The organism is Micromonospora noduli (assembly GCF_003264365.1).
Lineage (GTDB): Bacteria > Actinomycetota > Actinomycetes > Mycobacteriales > Micromonosporaceae > Micromonospora > Micromonospora noduli.
Window position 1 is genome coordinate 69,990 of record NZ_PYAK01000008.1, and the last position, 15,728, is coordinate 85,717.

A 15,728-nucleotide genomic window follows, 5' to 3' on the forward strand; every position below is an offset into this window, starting at 1 on the left:
CGTGGCCGTTACAGCAAATGGGTACGGAGGAAGTCCAGCTCCAGGGGGAGCAGCCGCTCGGCGGTGCCGTTCGCGGCCAGATGGGTGGCCCCGGTCAGCGGCAGCACGGCGTGCGGCCGGCCGGTGCTCAGCAGGGCCGCGGAGAGCCGGAGCGTGTGCGCGGCCACCACGTTGTCGTCAGCCATGCCGTGCACCAGCAGCAACGGCCGGGCCTGGTCCGGGCTGGTGACCGGCTCGGCGGCCAACTCGACGAGCGAGTGGTGCGCGTAGATGTCCTGGCCGTCTTCCGGCAACCCCAGATAACGCTCGGTGTACGCGGTGTCGTACAGCGCCCAGTCGGTCACCGGGGCGCCCGCGATTCCGCACCGGAACAGCTCCGGGTGGCGAAGCACCGCCAACCCGGCCAGCCACCCGCCGAACGACCACCCGCGCACCCCCACTCGCCCCAGGTCCAGGTCCGGGTGCTTGCCGGCAAGCGCGGTGAGCGCGTCGATCTGGTCGGCCAGGATCACGTCGGCGACCCGCCGGTGGATCGCCTTCTCGAACGACGGCGCCACCCCCGGCGTACCCCGGTTGTCGATGGTGACCACCGCGAACCCGGCGTCGGCCCACCACTGCCGTTCCAGCCACGCGGCCCGCGCCGCCACGACCTCCTGGTGCCCCGGGCCGCCGTAGATGTCCAGCAGCACCGGCAGCCGCCGGCCCGTCACGTGGTTGTCCGGGTAGAGCACCGCCGCCGGCAGCCGCCGATCGGTCACCCGTTCCAGCAGCGGCAACGGAGAGTACGGCGGGGCGGCGGCGAACGAGCGCAGCTCGGCGATCTCCTGATCGCCGCGGCGCACCGTCCAGCGCACTCCGGCGTGGTCCAGCGACGCGACGCCGACGGCCAGCACGTCCCCGCCCACAGCGGCGGTGTACCAGCCCGAGTCGGTGGTGAGCCGACGCGCGTCCACCCCGCCGCCGATGGTGGTGCGGACCCGGAACAGGTGCCGCTCGCTCGGTTCGCCGTCGCTCGCCTCCACCAGCAGGTCGGCCGGGCCGGCGGCGGCCGGCAGCCGACCAACCACCCGTCGTACGTACAGCGACGGCGGGGTGAGCAGGGTGCCGTCCGCGAACAGGCACCGGGCGTCGTACCCGTCGTGGGCCAGCTCCCCACCGACCAGCACCCGGCCGTCCGGAAGGTGCGCGGGGGTGCCGGCGATCGGCTCGACCCAGCGCGGGTCGGCCAGCTCGGCGTGCACCTGCGTCTCACCCGTGCGCGGGTCCACCGCCAGCACCAGCCCGTGCTGCTGCGAGCGGCGCAACACGGTGATCAACGGACTGCCCTCACCCCAGCTGACACCGGTCAGGTACGGGTAGGTTTCCCGGTCCCAGTGCACGTCGACCCAGCCGTCGTCCAGGTCCAGCAGGTGCAGGCTGACCTCCGCGTTCGGGCCACCGGCCCGGGGATACGCGATGGCGGTCGGAGGGCTCGCCGGCTCGGCCGGGTCGTGCAGGTGCCACCGCTCCAGGCGGGACTCGTCGACCCGGGCGGCGAGCACCGAGCGGCCGTCGGGCGCCCACCAGTACCCCCGGAACCGGCCGAACTCCTCCGCTGCGATGTGCTCGGCCAACCCCCAGCTCACCCCGGCGTCCTCGCCGGCCAGCAGGGTGTCGGTGCCGTCGGGGTCGATCACCCGCAGCTCACCCCGGCGCACACCCTCGGCCGCGTCCGTCACGTACGACAACCGCTGCCCGGTCGGGTCCGGACGTGGGTCAAGCACCGGGCCGACGGCCGCCACCTCCACCACGTCGCCGTGCACCAGATCGGCCCGGAACAACCGCCCGGCCAGCGCGAACACCGCAACCCGGCCGGCCGCGTCCAACGCGTACGAGCCGATGCCGGCGGCGCTGAGCCGCAGCCGCTCGCGTAGCGCGCGTTCGCCGGGGGAGAGGGACCGGACGTTTCCGCCCTCGCCCAGCAGGGTCGCCGGATCGGCGACCAGCCGCTCCTCGCCGGTGCCCACGTCCAACAGCCAGAGCGCGTCCGCCGGATCCTCGGGGCCGGCGGAGCGCAGGAAGATCACCCGGGAGCCGTCCTCAGCCACCGAGACAGCGCGTGGCGCGCCGTGGCTGAACCGTCGGGTGCGGGCGGCCAGCTCCGGAAAGTCCACACGCCAAATCGTAGAGCGGGAGCGGGGGTGATGTGGCCTACCTGGGCGGACGCGTCAGCGTCGGCCGGGGGAGAACCGCCAGTTAGAGTGACCGTCGTGACGATGCTGCCCGACCGCCGCCTGCTGCTGGTCCACGCGCACCCCGACGACGAGTCGATCGGCACCGGCTCGACGATGGCCCACTACGCCGCAGACGGCGCGCACGTCACGCTGGTGACCTGCACGCTCGGCGAGGAGGGCGAGATCCATGTGCCCGCGCTGGCGCAGCTCGCCGCCGCCGAGGCCGACCAGCTCGGCGGGTACCGCGTGGCCGAGCTGGCCGCCGCGTGCGCCGCGCTCGGCGTCACCGACCACCGCTTCCTCGGCGGCGCCGGCCGCTACCGTGACTCCGGGATGATGGGGCTCGCGACCAATGAGCACCCCCGGGCCTTCTGGCAGGCCGACCTCGACGAGGCCGCCGGGCACCTCGTGGAGATCATGCGAGAGGTACGCCCGCAGGTGCTCGTCACGTACGACCCGAACGGCTTCTACGGTCACCCCGACCACATCCAGGCGCACCGGGTGGCCATGCGCGCCGTCGAGCTGGCCACCGCCGAGGGCTGCGCCCCGCTCAAGGTCTACTGGACGGCCATGCCGCTCAGCGTCCTGGAGGCCGGCATGACGCATTTCGCCGAGTCCTCCGACAACCCGTTCGGCGGCATCGAGGACATCGCCGACCTGCCCTTCGGCACCCCGGACGCCCAGATCGCCGCCCGGATCGACGGCACCGACCAGCACACGGCCAAGGAGGCCGCGATGCGGGCGCACGCCACCCAGATCCCGGCCAACTCGTGGCTCTACTCGATCGCCGGCAACTTCGGTGGCGAGTTCATGGGCGTGGAGTTCTTCACCCTCGCGGTCGGTGAGAAGGGCCCGGGCACCGGGCCGTACGGGTGGGAGGACGACCTCTTCGCCGGTCTGCCCGCGGAGACCGCCCCGGACCGGTCACCGGTCGCGGCGGCGGGTCTCCGGTGACAGTGCCGGCCGCACCGATGACGGTCGTGGAGGAGCAGGAAGCCCCGCCCCCGGCGGGGCCACCGTCGCGGCTGCTGGACCTGGGCGTCCGGCTGGTCGGTGCGATCGTGGTGATCCTCGCCGGTGTGCTGACCGGCGTACTGGAGCTGCTGCTCGCCACTGTTCGCGTCGGCGGGCAACTGGTCGGCGTGTCGGTGCTCCTCGCCATCGGCGCCAACATCGTGCTGAGCTGGTTCGCGTACGAGGCGGTCGGCCGTCGCTGGGCGGTGGCGCTGCCGGCGGTGCCGTGGTTCGCGCTGATGGTGGTCGCCGCCATCCGGACCAACGAGGGCGACCTCCTGCTGGCCGGCGACAACTGGGTCGGGCTGGCCATGATCGTGGCCGGCGCGATGACCTTCGCGGTGATGGGCTTCCGGCAGATCCTCGCCCCGCAGCCGCCCCTGCTCGGCAACTGACGCTCGGCTGCTTTTGGGGTGCTGCCGACTGATGACGTCTCCCAGGTAAGGGTGGTAGATATTCCTGCCAGGGATGCGAACCCCGCGACGGGGCGTACGGCAGGAGGGTCCGGCGATGGACAAACGGTGGCGTGACCTCGGCGTGCTCGTAGCGGCACTGTTCGCGGTCAACGTGGTCGCCCGACTGATCACACGGTTCGGATTTGACAGTGACGACACCGCCGCCGACCGGGTGTCGCTGGCGATGTTCACGGTGATCGGCCTGATCCTCGCCGTGGTCGCCTTCCGCTGGGGCCGACGCCGGCCGCTGGCCGGCTGGGCAGCCGACATGGCCCTCGTGGTGCCGGTGGCGATGCTGCTGACCGTGCTGGTCGGGCCCCTGCTGGTCGGTCACAACCCGTTCGCCGGCGGCGCGGCGACGTTCTTCGCCCAGATCTGGCTCTACCTGCTCGCCACCGGCGCCGGGTTGCTGATCGGCTACCTGGTGCTCACCGCGCTCGGCCGTGACTACCGCTCTCAGCAGCTCAAGCGGTACGCCGAGGTCAAGGCCGCGAAGCCCCGCCGAGTCGTCCGCCGCTGATCACCGCCCAGCTCGCCGTCCGGACGCCGCGGCCGGACGCCGCGGCCGGACGTCGCGGCCGCCCGTCCGGGGCGGCCCCTCCGGGGCCGCCCGTCCGCGGCCGCTTGTGTGGCCGCCCGAGCGCAGCTTGATCGACTCGGCATCCTTGAAGTCGGGGGGTCCCGGGCGTCCGGATGCCGCGACTTCCTGAAAGCCGAGTGGATCAAGCGCCGGGCCGCCGCCGCTCCGGGCCGCCGCCGCGCCGGGCGGCGGTCGAGGTCAGTTCGGGGCGACCCGGGTCAGGTAGGTGTGGTGGGTGACGAGGCCGAGCCGCTGGTAGAGCGCGACCGCCGCCGTGTTGCGCTGCTCGACCTGGAGGAACGCGTGCGTCGCGCCACCCGACACGCCCCAGCTGGTCAGTTCGTGGATCACGCGGCGGGCCAACCCCTGGCGGCGGGCCGCCGGTAGGACCTCGATCAGGCTGAGGCCCAACCAGCGCCTCTGGCCGGTCACCGTGCCACGGCCGACAGCCACCAGGGCGCCGTCGGCGTACACGTGGGCGAAGCGGACCTGGTCCACGGCGGTGAGGACGTGCCGGGCGGCGTCCGGCAGGCCGCCCTTGCGGCCGGCGGCGATGGCCAGCCACTCGTCGCTGGGCGCGGTGGCCAGTTCGACGACCGCACTGCCCCACCCGTCGGCCTGGCCGCTGGCGGGCGTCGACGCCGGCAGGGGCAGCGGTGCGGTCTGTACCAGCGTCGGCGGGCGGGTGCCCCAGCCGCGGGCGTCCAGCTCGGCGCCGACCGGTGCGGCGAGGGGCAGCGGCGTGTTGATCAACGCGGGTTGCCCCCGCTCGGCGTACCAGCGCTCCACAGCGTCGACCGCGGCGGCCAGTGGTCGGTCCGGGTCGCCGATCGGCAGCGCCGAGTTGGCGCGCCCGGTCCAGCCCTCGGCCGACCGGAGCAGCCAGTCACCGAGTCGGCCCCGGGTCGGTGCCGGCCAGGCCTCGTCGGCGGCCCGCTCCAGCGCCACGACCGCCGCGGCGGTCGGCCGACGGGTCGGCGGAACGCGCTTGGCGCGGTGGACCTGCGCCACCGGGACCCGAAGCGGCCCCTGAGCGGTGGCCAACGTGAGATGAGTCTCGCTCAGCTCGACCAGCTCGCCGAGGGCATCGGAAAATAGTGGGCGGCCTTCGCGAATCCCCACAATCCGGCGGACCACGATCCGGTGTCCCACATCCTGCTGTCGGAGCACGATCGACCCCCTCCCCGGCGAGATACTAGGCTCTTACCGTCGCGGGAGATCGCGGCGAGTCTTGCGGAGGAGAAGACCGGTGACCTACATCATCGCCGAGCCGTGCGTAGATGTGCTCGACAAGGCATGCATCGAGGAGTGCCCGGTCGACTGCATTTACGAGGGCAATCGGATGCTCTACATCCACCCCGACGAGTGCGTCGACTGTGGTGCCTGTGAGCCCGTCTGCCCCGTGGAGGCGATCTTCTACGAGGACGACGTCCCGGAGCAGTGGAAGGACTACACCGGCGCGAACTACGAGTTCTTCGAGGACCTGGGCTCGCCCGGTGGCGCCTCGAAGGTCGGCAAGGTGGAGAAGGACGCCACCTTCGTCGCCGCGCAGCCGCCGCGCGGCGAGGGCCACTGAACCGGCCCGCGCCGGTCTCGTCGCGGCTGCCCGAGTTCACCTGGGACACCCTGGACGCCGCGGCCACGCTGGCCGCGGCGCATCCGGAGGGCCTGATCAACCTCTCCATGGGTACGCCGGTCGACCCGGTGCCCGAGGTGATCCGGCGGGCGTTGGCTGACGCGTCCGATGCTCCCGGTTACCCGCTGACCGCCGGCACCCCGGCGCTGCGGGCCGCGATCGCGGCGTGGGTGTCCCGAGCCTGTGGTGCCGGCGTCGACGGTCTCGGTGTGCTGCCGACCATCGGCTCGAAGGAGCTGGTGGCCTGGCTGCCCACGCTGCTCGGGATCGGCCCGGGTGACGTGGTGGTGGTGCCGTCGATCGCGTACCCCACCTACGAGGATGGCGCCCGGCTGGCCGGCGCCACCGTCGTCCGTACCGACTCGCTCACCTCGCTCGGGCCGACCCCGCGGGTCCGGTTGGTCTGGGTCAACTCGCCCGGCAACCCGACCGGCCGGGTGTTGCCCGCGGCGCACCTGCGCAAGGTGGTCGACTGGGCCCGCGAACGTGGCGCGGTGGTCGCGAGCGACGAGTGCTACCTGCCCCTGGGCTGGTCGGCCGACCCGGTCTCGGTGTTGTCTCCGCAGGTCAGCGGGGGTAGCTACGCCGGGGTGCTGGCCGTGCACTCGCTCTCCAAGCGGTCCAACCTCGCCGGCTACCGGGCCGGTTTCGTCGCCGGCGACCCGGCGCTCGTCGCCGAGCTGCTCAAGGTCCGCAAGCACGCCGGCATGATCGTGCCCGCGCCGGTGCAGGCTGCCATGGTGGCCGCCCTGGGGGACGAGCGACACGCCGAGGAGCAGCGGGAGCGTTACCGCGCCCGGCGGGAGGTGCTCGCCGCGGCGTTCACCGGTGCCGGGTTCACCGTCGAGCACTCCGAGGCTGGCCTGTACCTCTGGCTGACCAGGGGTGAGGACTGCTGGCAGACGGTCGACTGGCTGGCCCGACGCGGCATCCTGGTCGCCGCCGGCGTCTTCTACGGCCCGACGGCCGGGCAGCATGTCCGGGTCGCCCTCACCGAGTCCGACGAGCACATCGCCGGCGTCGCGGCACGTCTCGCCTGATCGCGGCTCCGGGCGGTCGAGCATGGTGGACAGGCCAGGTGCGCGGGTACGGGCGGCGGTGGTCGGCACCGGCCTGATCGGTGGCTCGGTGCTGCTCCGGATGGTCGCCGCCGGCATCGACGTGGTCGGGTGGGACCCGGACGAGGCCACCCGGCGAGAGACCCGCGGGTTGGGCGTACCCGCTCCGGACCGGCTGGTCGAGGCGGTGACCGACCGGGACGTGGTCTTCCTGTGCGGGCCGCTGCCCACCCTGCCGGCGACGCTGGTCGAGGTGGCGGCGATGACCGGTGAGCAGTGTGTGCTGACCGACGTCGGCAGCACCAAGGAGCAGGTGGCGGCGTTCGCCGCCGCGCAGGGGCTGACGCACCGGTTCGTGCCCGGCCACCCGATGGCGGGCACCGACCGGGCGGGCCTGACGGCCGCGCTGCCGGACCTGCTCACCGGCGCGGCCTGGGTGCTCTGTCCGGCGCCCGGGCCGGCCACCACCGCGTTCCGTTGGCTGGCCGAGCTGCTGGTGGAGGTGTTCGAGGCCCGGGTGGTGCCGATGTCGGCGACGGAGCACGACTCGGCTGCCGCGCTCGCCTCACACGTGCCGCACCTGCTCGCCGGCGCGCTGGCCGGCGCCGTGCAACGCGCACCGCTGCGCGACGCGATCCTCGCGCTCGCCGCCGGCAGCTTCTCCGACGGCACCCGGGTCGCCGGAACCCCGGCCGATCGGACCGCCAACATGCTGCTCGGCAACCGGGACCGGGTGCTGCGTGAGCTGGGCGAGGTCACCGCGTTCCTGGACGACCTGACCGCCGCGCTGCGCGCCGATGACGCCCCGGCGCTCACCGCACACTACGACGAGGCGCGGGCCTCTCGCGTGGCGCTGCGCGACCGGCGGTTCGACGCGTACGACCGGCAGTTCCCGGCCGGTGGTGACCACGCCGCAGAAGTGTCCTGGTTGCGCGAGCTGGGGGTGGCCGGCGGCTACCTGACCGGCCTGCACGTCGACGCGGACACTGTCTCCTACGCGGCGCGGCGCCCTGTCGCTGACTAGGCTGGGGGCATGGCGGTGGACGGTCCGGTGGTGCAGGTGCGCGGCGAGGCGTACCGGGAGGTGCCGCCCGAGCTGGCCCGGTTCGCGGTCACCGCGACAGCCCGCGACCGGGACCGGGAGGCGACGCTGACCCGGTTGGCCGAGCGGGCCGCGGCGGTGCGGGTGCTGCTGGACGGCTCCGGGCCGGCGGTGGCGCGGCGGGAGACCGGCGACCTGCGGGTGCGGCCGGAGACCCGGCGCTCGGGTGAGCGGGTGGTCGCCTGGCACGGCAGTGTCACCACCACCGTCACTGTCACCGACTTCACCGCGCTGGGTGAGCTGATGCTCCGGCTCGCCGACCAGGACCAGGTCGAGGTGGCCGGTCCGTGGTGGGAGCTTCGTCCGGACAGCCCCGCCCATCGTGCGGCCCGGCACGCCGCGATCAGCGACGCGCTGCTGCGGGCCCGGGAGTACGCGGAGGCGCTGGGCGCCCGGGTCACCTCGTTGATCGAGCTGGCCGATGCGGGCCCCGCCGACCGGCCGATGTTCGCCCGTGCGGCCTTCGGCGGGGGTGGTGGCGCGGGCGGTGGTCCGCCGGAGCTTGAGCTGGACCCGCAGCCGCAGACTGTGCAGGCGGCGGTGCAGGCGCGGTTCACCATCAGCGACCCGGTCCTGGGCTGATGCCGCAGGCCCGGGTGCTGTCCGCCGACGAGTTGGTGGCGCGGGCGTTGGTGCTCGCCGAGGCCGGCCCGCGGCAACTGCTCGGCATCGCCGGCGCACCGGGCGCCGGGAAGTCCACCCTGGCGGAGCGGATCGTCGCCGAGATCGGGTCGGCCGCCTGCCTGGTCCCGATGGACGGCTTCCACCTGGCGCAGTCGCAACTGGTTCGCCTGGGCCGCGCCGACCGCAAGGGCGCCGTGGACACCTTCGACGCCAACGGGTACGTCTCGCTGCTGCGCCGGCTGCACCGGCTGGAGCCGACGTCGGTCTACGCGCCGGAGTTTCGCCGGGAGCTGGAGGAGCCGGTGGCCGGCGCGATCGAGGTGCCGCCGTCGGTCCGGCTGGTGGTGACCGAGGGCAACTACCTGCTGTTGCCGGATTTCCCCTGGCAGGAGATCCGATCGCTGCTGCACGAGGCGTGGTTTCTCGATCTGGACGCCGAGGTGCGGCACCGCCGGCTGACCGCCCGGCACGAGGCGTTCGGTCGGTCTCCGAAGCAGGCGCGGGCGTGGGCGCTGGGCAGCGACGAGTCGAACGCCGCCCTGATCACACCCACCGCCGACCGGGCCGACCTGGTCGTCCGCCTGTCGGATCCACCGACGGTCTAGCCGAGTTCGCGGACCGGCCGGGCCGGGTTGCCGACTGCCACCACGTTGGCGGGCAGGTCCCGGGTGACCACCGCGCCCGCGCCGACGACGGTGTCCGCGCCGATCGTCACGCCGGCCAGCACGATCGCGCCACCACCGAGCCACACGTTGTCGCCAATGGTGATCGGCTTGGCCGCCTCCCACTTGTCCCGTCGGGGGCCGGGCTCGACCGGGTGCGTCGGGGTGAGTAGCTGCACGTTCGGGCCGACCTGGACGTCCGCGCCGAGGGTGATCCGAGCGACGTCGAGGAAGACCGCGTTGTAGTTGACGAAGCTGCGTGGGCCGATCCGGATCTGCCAGCCGTAGTCGCAGTAGAACGGTGGTCGGATCCAGGTGTCCTCGCCCAGTTCGCCGAGGAGTTCACGCAGTGCCGCGATCCGGGCCTGCGGATCGGCCGCGGGGCTGGTGTTGAAGCGCTCCATCAGCCGGGCGGCCCGGTCCAGATCGGCGATGATATCGGGATCGTCGGCGATGTATGGCTCGCCGGCGAGCATCTTGTCCTTCATGGAGGTCACCGCCCGATCATGCCGGCCCGGTTCGTCGGCTCGTGGCCGGTCCGTCATTTTTTGGCCTTCATTTTGCATACTCGGTATGCAATTCTGGGTTGTCAATGTGACTCCATCCATCAAGACGCTTGACCAGGAGGATCCGTTGCACCAGGGAAGAAGATTGGCCGCCCTCGGCCTCGTGTTCGCGCTGGCGCTCTCCGCGCCGGCTCCCGCCTCAGCCACGGCCGCCGTGCCCGCCCCACCGGGCGGCACCGGCCCACAGTCCACTTCGGGTGGACCCACCGCCAACCGCTCGACCACTGTCACGCTGATCACCGGTGACCGGGTCACCGTCACCGCATCCGGCGCCTCGGTCCGGCCGGGTGCCGGCCGCGAGGACGTGCAGTTCCTGGTCCAGCGTGAGCGCGGCCGCCTCACCGTGACGCCGACGGACGCGGTGCCGTTGCTGCGCTCCGGCCGGGTGGACCGGCGACTCTTCGACGTCACCGGGCTGGTCGAGGCAGGTTACGACGACGCCCACCGCAACACCCTGCCGCTGCTGGTGTCGTACGGCTCAACGGGCAACGCCCGGCGTGCCCCGGCAGCTCTGCCCGGCACTCGGCTGACCCGCGACCTGCCGGTGATTCGCGGTGCCGCCCTGAACAGCGACAAGTCCTCCCTCGGCGCGGTCTGGGAGGAGGTCACCACCGGTCCCGCTGGGGCCAGGCTCGACGCGGCGGGGGGCGTCGAGCGGATCTGGCTGGACGGCCGTCGATGGGTGACCCTCGACCACAGCGTGCCGCAGATCGGCGCGCCCACCGCCTGGGCGGCCGGGTTCACCGGTACGGGCGTGTCCGTCGCCGTGCTGGACACCGGCGTCGACGCCACCCACCCGGACCTGGCCGGCAAGGTGGCCGAGGCGCGCAACTTCACCGAGGTCGCCGACGCTCGGGACACGGTCGGCCACGGCACCCACGTGGCCTCGACCATCGCCGGCACCGGCGCCGCCTCCGGCGGCAAGTACCGGGGTGTGGCGCCGGACGCGACGCTGCTGGACGGCAAGGTCTGTGAGGACGCCGGCTGCAGCGACTCGGCAATCCTCGCCGGCATGCAGTGGGCCGCTGTGGAGAAGAAGGCCGCCGTGGTCAACATGAGCCTCAGCGGCTGGGACACCCCGGAGGTCGACCCGGTCGAGGAGGCCGTGCAGACCCTTACCGCGCAGACCGGCACGCTGTTCGTCCTCGCCGCCGGCAACGACGGCTCGGACGGCTCGGTCGGCTCCCCGGCCAGCGCCGACGCCGGGCTCGCCGTGGGCGCTGTCGACCGCGACGACGAACTGGCCGACTTCTCCAGCCGGGGCCCCCGCGTCGGCGACGACGCGCTGAAGCCGGACATCACCGCGCCCGGCGTCGACATCGTCGCCGCACGGTCCGCCACCGGCGTCATCGGCGACCCGGTAGGGGACCGCTACGTCACGCTCTCCGGCACCTCGATGGCCACCCCGCACGTGGCCGGGTCGGCCGCGCTGCTGGCCCAGCAGCACCCCGGATGGCGGGCCGACCGGCTCAAGGCCACCCTGATGGCCGCGGCCAAGCCGCACCCGGACCAGACCGCCTACCAGCAGGGCGCCGGGCGGGTCGACGTCGCACACGCGATCACCCAGCAGCTCACTTCCGACCCGGTCAGCGTCTCGTTCGGGCGTACCCTCTGGCCGCACGGTGACGACACCCCGATCACCCGTACGGTGACCTGGCGCAACGACGGTCCGGCCCCGGTCACGGTGGACCTCAGCATCGAGGGCGCCGGCCCCGGCGGTCGGGCGCTGCCGGCCGGCCTGTTCGTCCTGGGCGCCAGCCAACTCACCGTGCCGGCGGGCGGCACGGCCGCCACGACAGTCACCACTGACACCCGGCTCGGCGACGCCGACGGTTACTGGACCGGGCGGATCGTGGCCCGATCCGGGGCGGCGGTCGCTGTCACGCCGCTGGCCGTGAACCGTGAGGTGGAGAGCTACACGCTCACAGTGGAGCACCTCAACCGCGCCGGCGCGCGCACCGCGGACCACTGGACGCTCCTGGTCGGGATGGACACCTACGGCTCCTGGGACCTCGTCAGTTCCGACGGGGTGGCCACCGTGCGGGTGCCCAAGGGGCACTACGGCCTGAGTGGCCTCGTCTTCGAGCCTGGCCCGGAGGATGAGCAGCCCGGGATGTCCCTGTTGATGCAGCCCGAGTTGACCGTCGAGCGGGACACCCGGATCGTCGTGGACGCCCGCCGGGCCAAGCCGGTGCGGTCGACAGTTCCGGACCGGACAGCCGTCCCGCAACTGATCGACCTCAGCGGCAACTTCACCGCCGACGACGGAAGTGGGTACGGAATCGGGCTCTGGGCGGAGACGTTCACCGGCCTGAGCAGCGGTCAGATCGGCAAGCCGGTCTCCGCCGACAAGTTCGTCGCCACTGTCAGCAGCCAGTGGACCACGCCGGAAGCGGCCAACAGCCCGTACCTGTACGCGTTGGCCGAGGCGATCCCCGGCCGGATGCCCACCGGGTTCGTGCGCGACTACGCCCGACGGGACCTGGCCACCGTCGTGCACCGGTTCCGCGGTGGCTACCCGGGCATGACGGCCGAGCGGATCGTGTTCCCCGAGCTGGAGTACAACGTGGGTGGTTCCGCCATGGTCCTGCCCACCGTCGTGCCCGGCCAGCGGGTGGAGTACTACAACACCAAGGGCGTGAAGTGGGAATCCGATATCTACTTCGGAACGGTGGACGAGGACGGCTGGTTGAGCCCGAAGGCGGCGCTCTTCTCCGTCCCCACCGCGTACCGGGCCGGGCGGACGGTCCAGGAGCTCTGGAACCAGGCTCCGTACGCACCGTCCTTCCCGAAACCGCGCTGGCCGGAACAGAGCGTCAGCCGTGTCGGCGACACCATAGTGGTCGGCGTGCCGATGTTCAGCGACGCAGCCGGGCACCCGGGCGCCTCGCTGACCGACAGCGAGCACACCAAACTCTGGCGCAACGGCAAGCTGGTCGGCGAGAGCGAGTACGCCGGCTCCGGAGAGTTCACAGTGCCACCGGGTGCGGCAGACTACCGGCTCGTCACGTCGGCGAAGCGCAGCTTCACCGACCTGAGCACCGAGGTCGAATCCACCTGGACCTTCCGATCGAGGCACGTCGCCGGTGAGACGCCGGCCCGGCTGCCCCTGTCGGCGGTGCGCTTCGCACCACCGCTGCGGGTCGACAACAGCGCTCCGGCCGGTCAGGGCTTTGTTGTGCCGGTACGGGTGCAGCGGCAGCCCGGCGCACCGGCCACCCGGGTGGAGAAGCTCGCTGTCGACGTCTCGTACGACAGCGGGAAGACCTGGGGCAAGGCGAAGCTGGTCCGCACCTCGGCCGACGGCTGGGCGGCCCTGTTGCGGCATCCGGCCGGCACCGGCTACGTGTCGCTGCGGGCCACCGCCCGGGACACCGCCGGCAACACGGTGACCCAACGGATCATCCAGGCGTACCGGTTGCGCTGAGGCGTACCCCGCCGGGTCCGCGGCCGAGCGCCGCGGACCCGGCGGGTCCGTCAGTCGTTGGCGTGCAGGGCGGCGTTCAGCTCGATGCCCCGGCCGGTGCGCGGCCGGGCCTCCAGCCCGCCGGTGACCGAGTTGCGCCAGAACAGCAGGCCGTCGACGCCGGACAGCTCCCGGGCCTTGACCACCCGGCCATCGGGGAGCGTGATCTTCGACGCGGCGGTGATGTAGCAGCCGGCCTCGACCACGCAGTCGTCGCCGAGCGAGATCCCGACGCCGGCGTTCGCGCCGACCAGACTCCGCTCACCGATGCTGATCTTGTCGGTGCCGCCGCCGGAAAGGGTGCCCATGATGGAGGCCCCGCCGCCGATGTCGGAGCCGTCGCCGACCAGCACGCCCTGCACGATCCGCCCCTCGACCATCGAGGTGCCAACGGTGCCGGCGTTGAAGTTCACGAAGCCCTCGTGCATCACAGTGGTGCCGGCGGCCAGGTGGGCGCCGAGGCGGACCCGGTCGGCGTCGGCGATCCGTACACCCGAGGGCACCACGTAGTCGGTCATCCGGGGGAACTTGTCGACCCCGTACACCGACAGGTGCCGGCCGGCGGCCCGCTCGATCACCCGCAGCTCATCCACCCGCTCCGGGGGGCACGGCCCGGCGGACGTCCAGGCCACGTTGGCCAGCTTGCCGAAGATGCCGTCCAGGTTGAGCTGGTTGGGTCGGACCAGGCGGTGCGAGAGCAGGTGCAACCGGAGGTACGCGTCGGACGCGTCCTTGATCGGGTCGTCCAGCGAGCCGATCACTGTGACCACCTGCACGGTACGCAGACCGGGCAGGGCCCGGTCACCGAGCGCGGCGGGTGGCAGGTCGAGCACGTCCGCCTTGTCCTCGCCGGCGACCAGCGGCAGCTCGCCCAGGCCCAGCTTGCCGGTCGGGTACCAGGTATCGAGCACCTGCTCGTCTGCGGTGACCGTAGCCAGGCCGATGCCCCAGGCGGAATCTGCGGACGTCACTGTTACACCTCTCGGTCACGGCCGGGCTGACCTCGGCTCGCTCCTCGCGCTGACAGACCTGAAGGTACCGTGCGAACCATGGAGAACCCGCTGACCCCCGAGGTCCTCGCCGATCCGGTGCAGCTGACCCGCGCTCTGGTCGACATAGAGTCCGTGTCCCTCAACGAGAAGGCGATCGCCGACTGTGTCGAAGAGGTGCTGCGGGGCGTACCGCACCTGACCACCCACCGGCACGGCAACACGGTGATGGCACGCACCGACCTCGGTCGGTCACAGCGTGTCGTGCTGGCCGGGCACCTCGACACGGTGCCGTTGAACAACAACTTTCCGTCAACCATGCGCGGCGACCTGATGTACGGCTGCGGCACCTCCGACATGAAGTCCGGCACCGCGTACGCGCTGCACCTGGCGGTGACGCTGCCCGAGCCGCGCTACGACGTGACGTACTTCTTCTACGAGGCCGAGGAGATCGAGTCCCGGTACAACGGGCTCAACCTCGTCGCCCAGGCGTTCCCGGAGTGGTTGCAGGCGGACTTCGCGGTGCTGCTGGAGCCGACGTACGGCATCGTCGAGGCGGGCTGCCAGGGCACGATGCGCTCGGTGGTCACCACGACCGGCGTACGTGCCCACTCGGCGCGCTCCTGGCACGGGGTCAACGCCATCCACGCCGCCGGCGAGGTGCTGCGACGCCTCCAGACGTACGAGGCGCGCCGGGTCACCATTGACGGGTGCGACTACCGCGAGGGCATGAACGCGGTGCGGATCAACGGCGGGGTGGCCGGCAACGTGGTCCCCGACCTCTGTGAGGTCGAGGTGAACTACCGGTTCGCCCCGGACCGCACCCCGGCCGAGGCGGAGGCGCACCTGCGTGAGGTGTTCGCCGGCTTCGAGGTGACAGTCACCGACACGGCTGCCGGTGCCGCGCCCGGGCTCGACGCGGCCCCCGCGAAAGAGTTCCTGGCGGCGGTCGGCGCCGCGCCGATCGGCAAGCTGGGCTGGACGGACGTGGCCCGGTTCGCGGCGATGGGCATTCCCGCGCTGAACTTCGGCCCGGGCGACCCGAACCTCGCTCACCACCCCGACGAGCACGTCGAGATCAGCAAGATCCGCGACGGCGCGGCAACCCTGCACCGCTGGCTGGCCCCGGCCTGACCGCCCGGACCCCCGCCCGCCGGGTGATCAAGAGGTTTGCGTCAGCCTGGCCCGTTGTCGGCGACGCAAACCTCTTGATCGGCTCCGGATGGGGTGGGGGAGGTGGGGGTCGGGTTCTGCTGGCGGGTTCGGCGGCGTTCGGCCACCACGTCTCGGATGCGTCGCTGCATCTGGCGACGGATCCGGATCATCTCGCTGTTGCTGATCACGCTGTCTCCTCCCCCGAAGG

At 72.5% G+C, this 15,728-nt stretch carries 15 protein-coding genes; 10 read left to right on the top strand and 5 right to left on the bottom strand.

The genetic code is table 11. The features are described 5' to 3' along the window. Window positions 1-8: 8 nt before the first annotated feature. Window positions 9-2,153 carry a S9 family peptidase gene (locus GUI43_RS08860; protein ID WP_112698533.1) on the bottom strand — a complete coding sequence of 715 codons (2,145 nt, stop codon included), beginning with the start codon at window positions 2,151-2,153 and terminating at the stop codon, window positions 9-11. Window positions 2,154-2,240: 87 nt separating this feature from the next. Here GUI43_RS08860 and mshB point away from each other — a divergent pair, with 87 nt between their 5' ends. From mshB to GUI43_RS08875, 3 genes are all read left to right on the top strand, one after another. After that, window positions 2,241-3,167 (top strand): N-acetyl-1-D-myo-inositol-2-amino-2-deoxy-alpha-D-glucopyranoside deacetylase, encoded by a 927-nt coding sequence (gene mshB / locus GUI43_RS08865; protein ID WP_112698534.1) that lies wholly within the window; start codon window positions 2,241-2,243, stop codon window positions 3,165-3,167. A 17-nt stretch (window positions 3,168-3,184) separates the two neighbouring features. Then, the gene (locus tag GUI43_RS08870) at window positions 3,185-3,622 is read left to right on the top strand and encodes a hypothetical protein (RefSeq protein WP_112698565.1); all 438 of its coding nucleotides are present in this window, start codon (window positions 3,185-3,187) and stop codon (window positions 3,620-3,622) included. Between the two features lie 115 nt (window positions 3,623-3,737). Beyond that, window positions 3,738-4,202 (top strand): hypothetical protein, encoded by a 465-nt coding sequence (locus GUI43_RS08875; RefSeq protein WP_112583719.1) that lies wholly within the window; start codon window positions 3,738-3,740, stop codon window positions 4,200-4,202. A gap of 258 nt (window positions 4,203-4,460) precedes the next feature. Here the strand turns inward: GUI43_RS08875 and GUI43_RS08880 are convergent, their stop codons facing one another. Then, window positions 4,461-5,432: a GNAT family N-acetyltransferase gene (locus tag GUI43_RS08880; RefSeq protein ID WP_112698535.1), complete on the bottom strand. Its 972-nt coding sequence runs from the start codon at window positions 5,430-5,432 to the stop codon at window positions 4,461-4,463. Between the two features lie 79 nt (window positions 5,433-5,511). Between GUI43_RS08880 and fdxA the strand changes: the two genes are divergently transcribed. Genes fdxA through GUI43_RS08905 form a run of 5 tightly spaced genes read left to right on the top strand, consistent with a single transcriptional unit; the run spans window position 5,512 to window position 9,287 of the window. Further along, on the top strand, window positions 5,512-5,838 hold the full coding sequence (gene fdxA, locus GUI43_RS08885; protein ID WP_030490464.1) for a ferredoxin: 327 nt from the start codon (window positions 5,512-5,514) through the stop codon (window positions 5,836-5,838). Then, window positions 5,835-6,938, top strand: coding sequence for a succinyldiaminopimelate transaminase (dapC, locus tag GUI43_RS08890; RefSeq protein ID WP_283016224.1), 1,104 nt, complete (start codon window positions 5,835-5,837; stop codon window positions 6,936-6,938). The genes fdxA and dapC overlap by 4 nt, the downstream gene beginning before the upstream one ends. 22 nt (window positions 6,939-6,960) lie before the next feature. Continuing rightward, entirely contained in the window at window positions 6,961-7,980 is a 1,020-nt protein-coding gene (locus tag GUI43_RS08895) for a prephenate dehydrogenase (protein WP_112698536.1), read from the top strand. A gap of 9 nt (window positions 7,981-7,989) precedes the next feature. Continuing rightward, window positions 7,990-8,640 carry an SIMPL domain-containing protein gene (locus tag GUI43_RS08900; RefSeq protein ID WP_112698537.1) on the top strand — a complete coding sequence of 217 codons (651 nt, stop codon included), beginning with the start codon at window positions 7,990-7,992 and terminating at the stop codon, window positions 8,638-8,640. Next, a complete protein-coding gene (locus GUI43_RS08905; protein ID WP_112698538.1) occupies window positions 8,640-9,287 on the top strand; it encodes a nucleoside/nucleotide kinase family protein in 648 nt (215 codons plus the stop codon). The genes GUI43_RS08900 and GUI43_RS08905 overlap by 1 nt, the downstream gene beginning before the upstream one ends. On the opposite strand, the gene GUI43_RS08910 is transcribed toward GUI43_RS08905, so the two are convergent. After that, window positions 9,284-9,841, bottom strand: coding sequence for a sugar O-acetyltransferase (locus GUI43_RS08910; RefSeq protein WP_112583797.1), 558 nt, complete (start codon window positions 9,839-9,841; stop codon window positions 9,284-9,286). The genes GUI43_RS08905 and GUI43_RS08910 overlap by 4 nt on opposite strands. A gap of 76 nt (window positions 9,842-9,917) precedes the next feature. Here GUI43_RS08910 and GUI43_RS08915 point away from each other — a divergent pair, with 76 nt between their 5' ends. Next, window positions 9,918-13,337 (top strand): S8 family serine peptidase, encoded by a 3,420-nt coding sequence (locus GUI43_RS08915; protein WP_112698539.1) that lies wholly within the window; start codon window positions 9,918-9,920, stop codon window positions 13,335-13,337. Window positions 13,338-13,387: 50 nt separating this feature from the next. Here the strand turns inward: GUI43_RS08915 and dapD are convergent, their stop codons facing one another. Next, on the bottom strand, window positions 13,388-14,347 hold the full coding sequence (dapD, locus tag GUI43_RS08920; RefSeq protein WP_112604946.1) for a 2,3,4,5-tetrahydropyridine-2,6-dicarboxylate N-succinyltransferase: 960 nt from the start codon (window positions 14,345-14,347) through the stop codon (window positions 13,388-13,390). A gap of 78 nt (window positions 14,348-14,425) precedes the next feature. Between dapD and dapE the strand changes: the two genes are divergently transcribed. After that, the gene (dapE, locus tag GUI43_RS08925) at window positions 14,426-15,499 is read left to right on the top strand and encodes a succinyl-diaminopimelate desuccinylase (RefSeq protein ID WP_091406181.1); all 1,074 of its coding nucleotides are present in this window, start codon (window positions 14,426-14,428) and stop codon (window positions 15,497-15,499) included. Window positions 15,500-15,540: 41 nt separating this feature from the next. On the opposite strand, the gene GUI43_RS33795 is transcribed toward dapE, so the two are convergent. Beyond that, window positions 15,541-15,708, bottom strand: coding sequence for a hypothetical protein (locus tag GUI43_RS33795; protein WP_167457759.1), 168 nt, complete (start codon window positions 15,706-15,708; stop codon window positions 15,541-15,543). Between the last annotated feature and the right edge of the window lie 20 nt (window positions 15,709-15,728).

Bases quoted from the DNA above. Each gene is read 5' to 3' on its own strand.
- GUI43_RS08875 (WP_112583719.1), top strand. From the start codon at position 3,738: ATGGACAAACGGTGGCGTGACCTCGGCGTGCTCGTAGCGGCACTGTTC.
- GUI43_RS08895 (WP_112698536.1), top strand. From the start codon at position 6,961: ATGGTGGACAGGCCAGGTGCGCGGGTACGGGCGGCGGTGGTCGGCACC.
- GUI43_RS08900 (WP_112698537.1), top strand. From the start codon at position 7,990: ATGGCGGTGGACGGTCCGGTGGTGCAGGTGCGCGGCGAGGCGTACCGG.
- GUI43_RS08915 (WP_112698539.1), top strand. From the start codon at position 9,918: ATGCAATTCTGGGTTGTCAATGTGACTCCATCCATCAAGACGCTTGAC.
- GUI43_RS08870 (WP_112698565.1), top strand. From the start codon at position 3,185: ATGACGGTCGTGGAGGAGCAGGAAGCCCCGCCCCCGGCGGGGCCACCG.
- GUI43_RS08905 (WP_112698538.1), top strand. From the start codon at position 8,640: ATGCCGCAGGCCCGGGTGCTGTCCGCCGACGAGTTGGTGGCGCGGGCG.
- dapE (WP_091406181.1), top strand. From the start codon at position 14,426: ATGGAGAACCCGCTGACCCCCGAGGTCCTCGCCGATCCGGTGCAGCTG.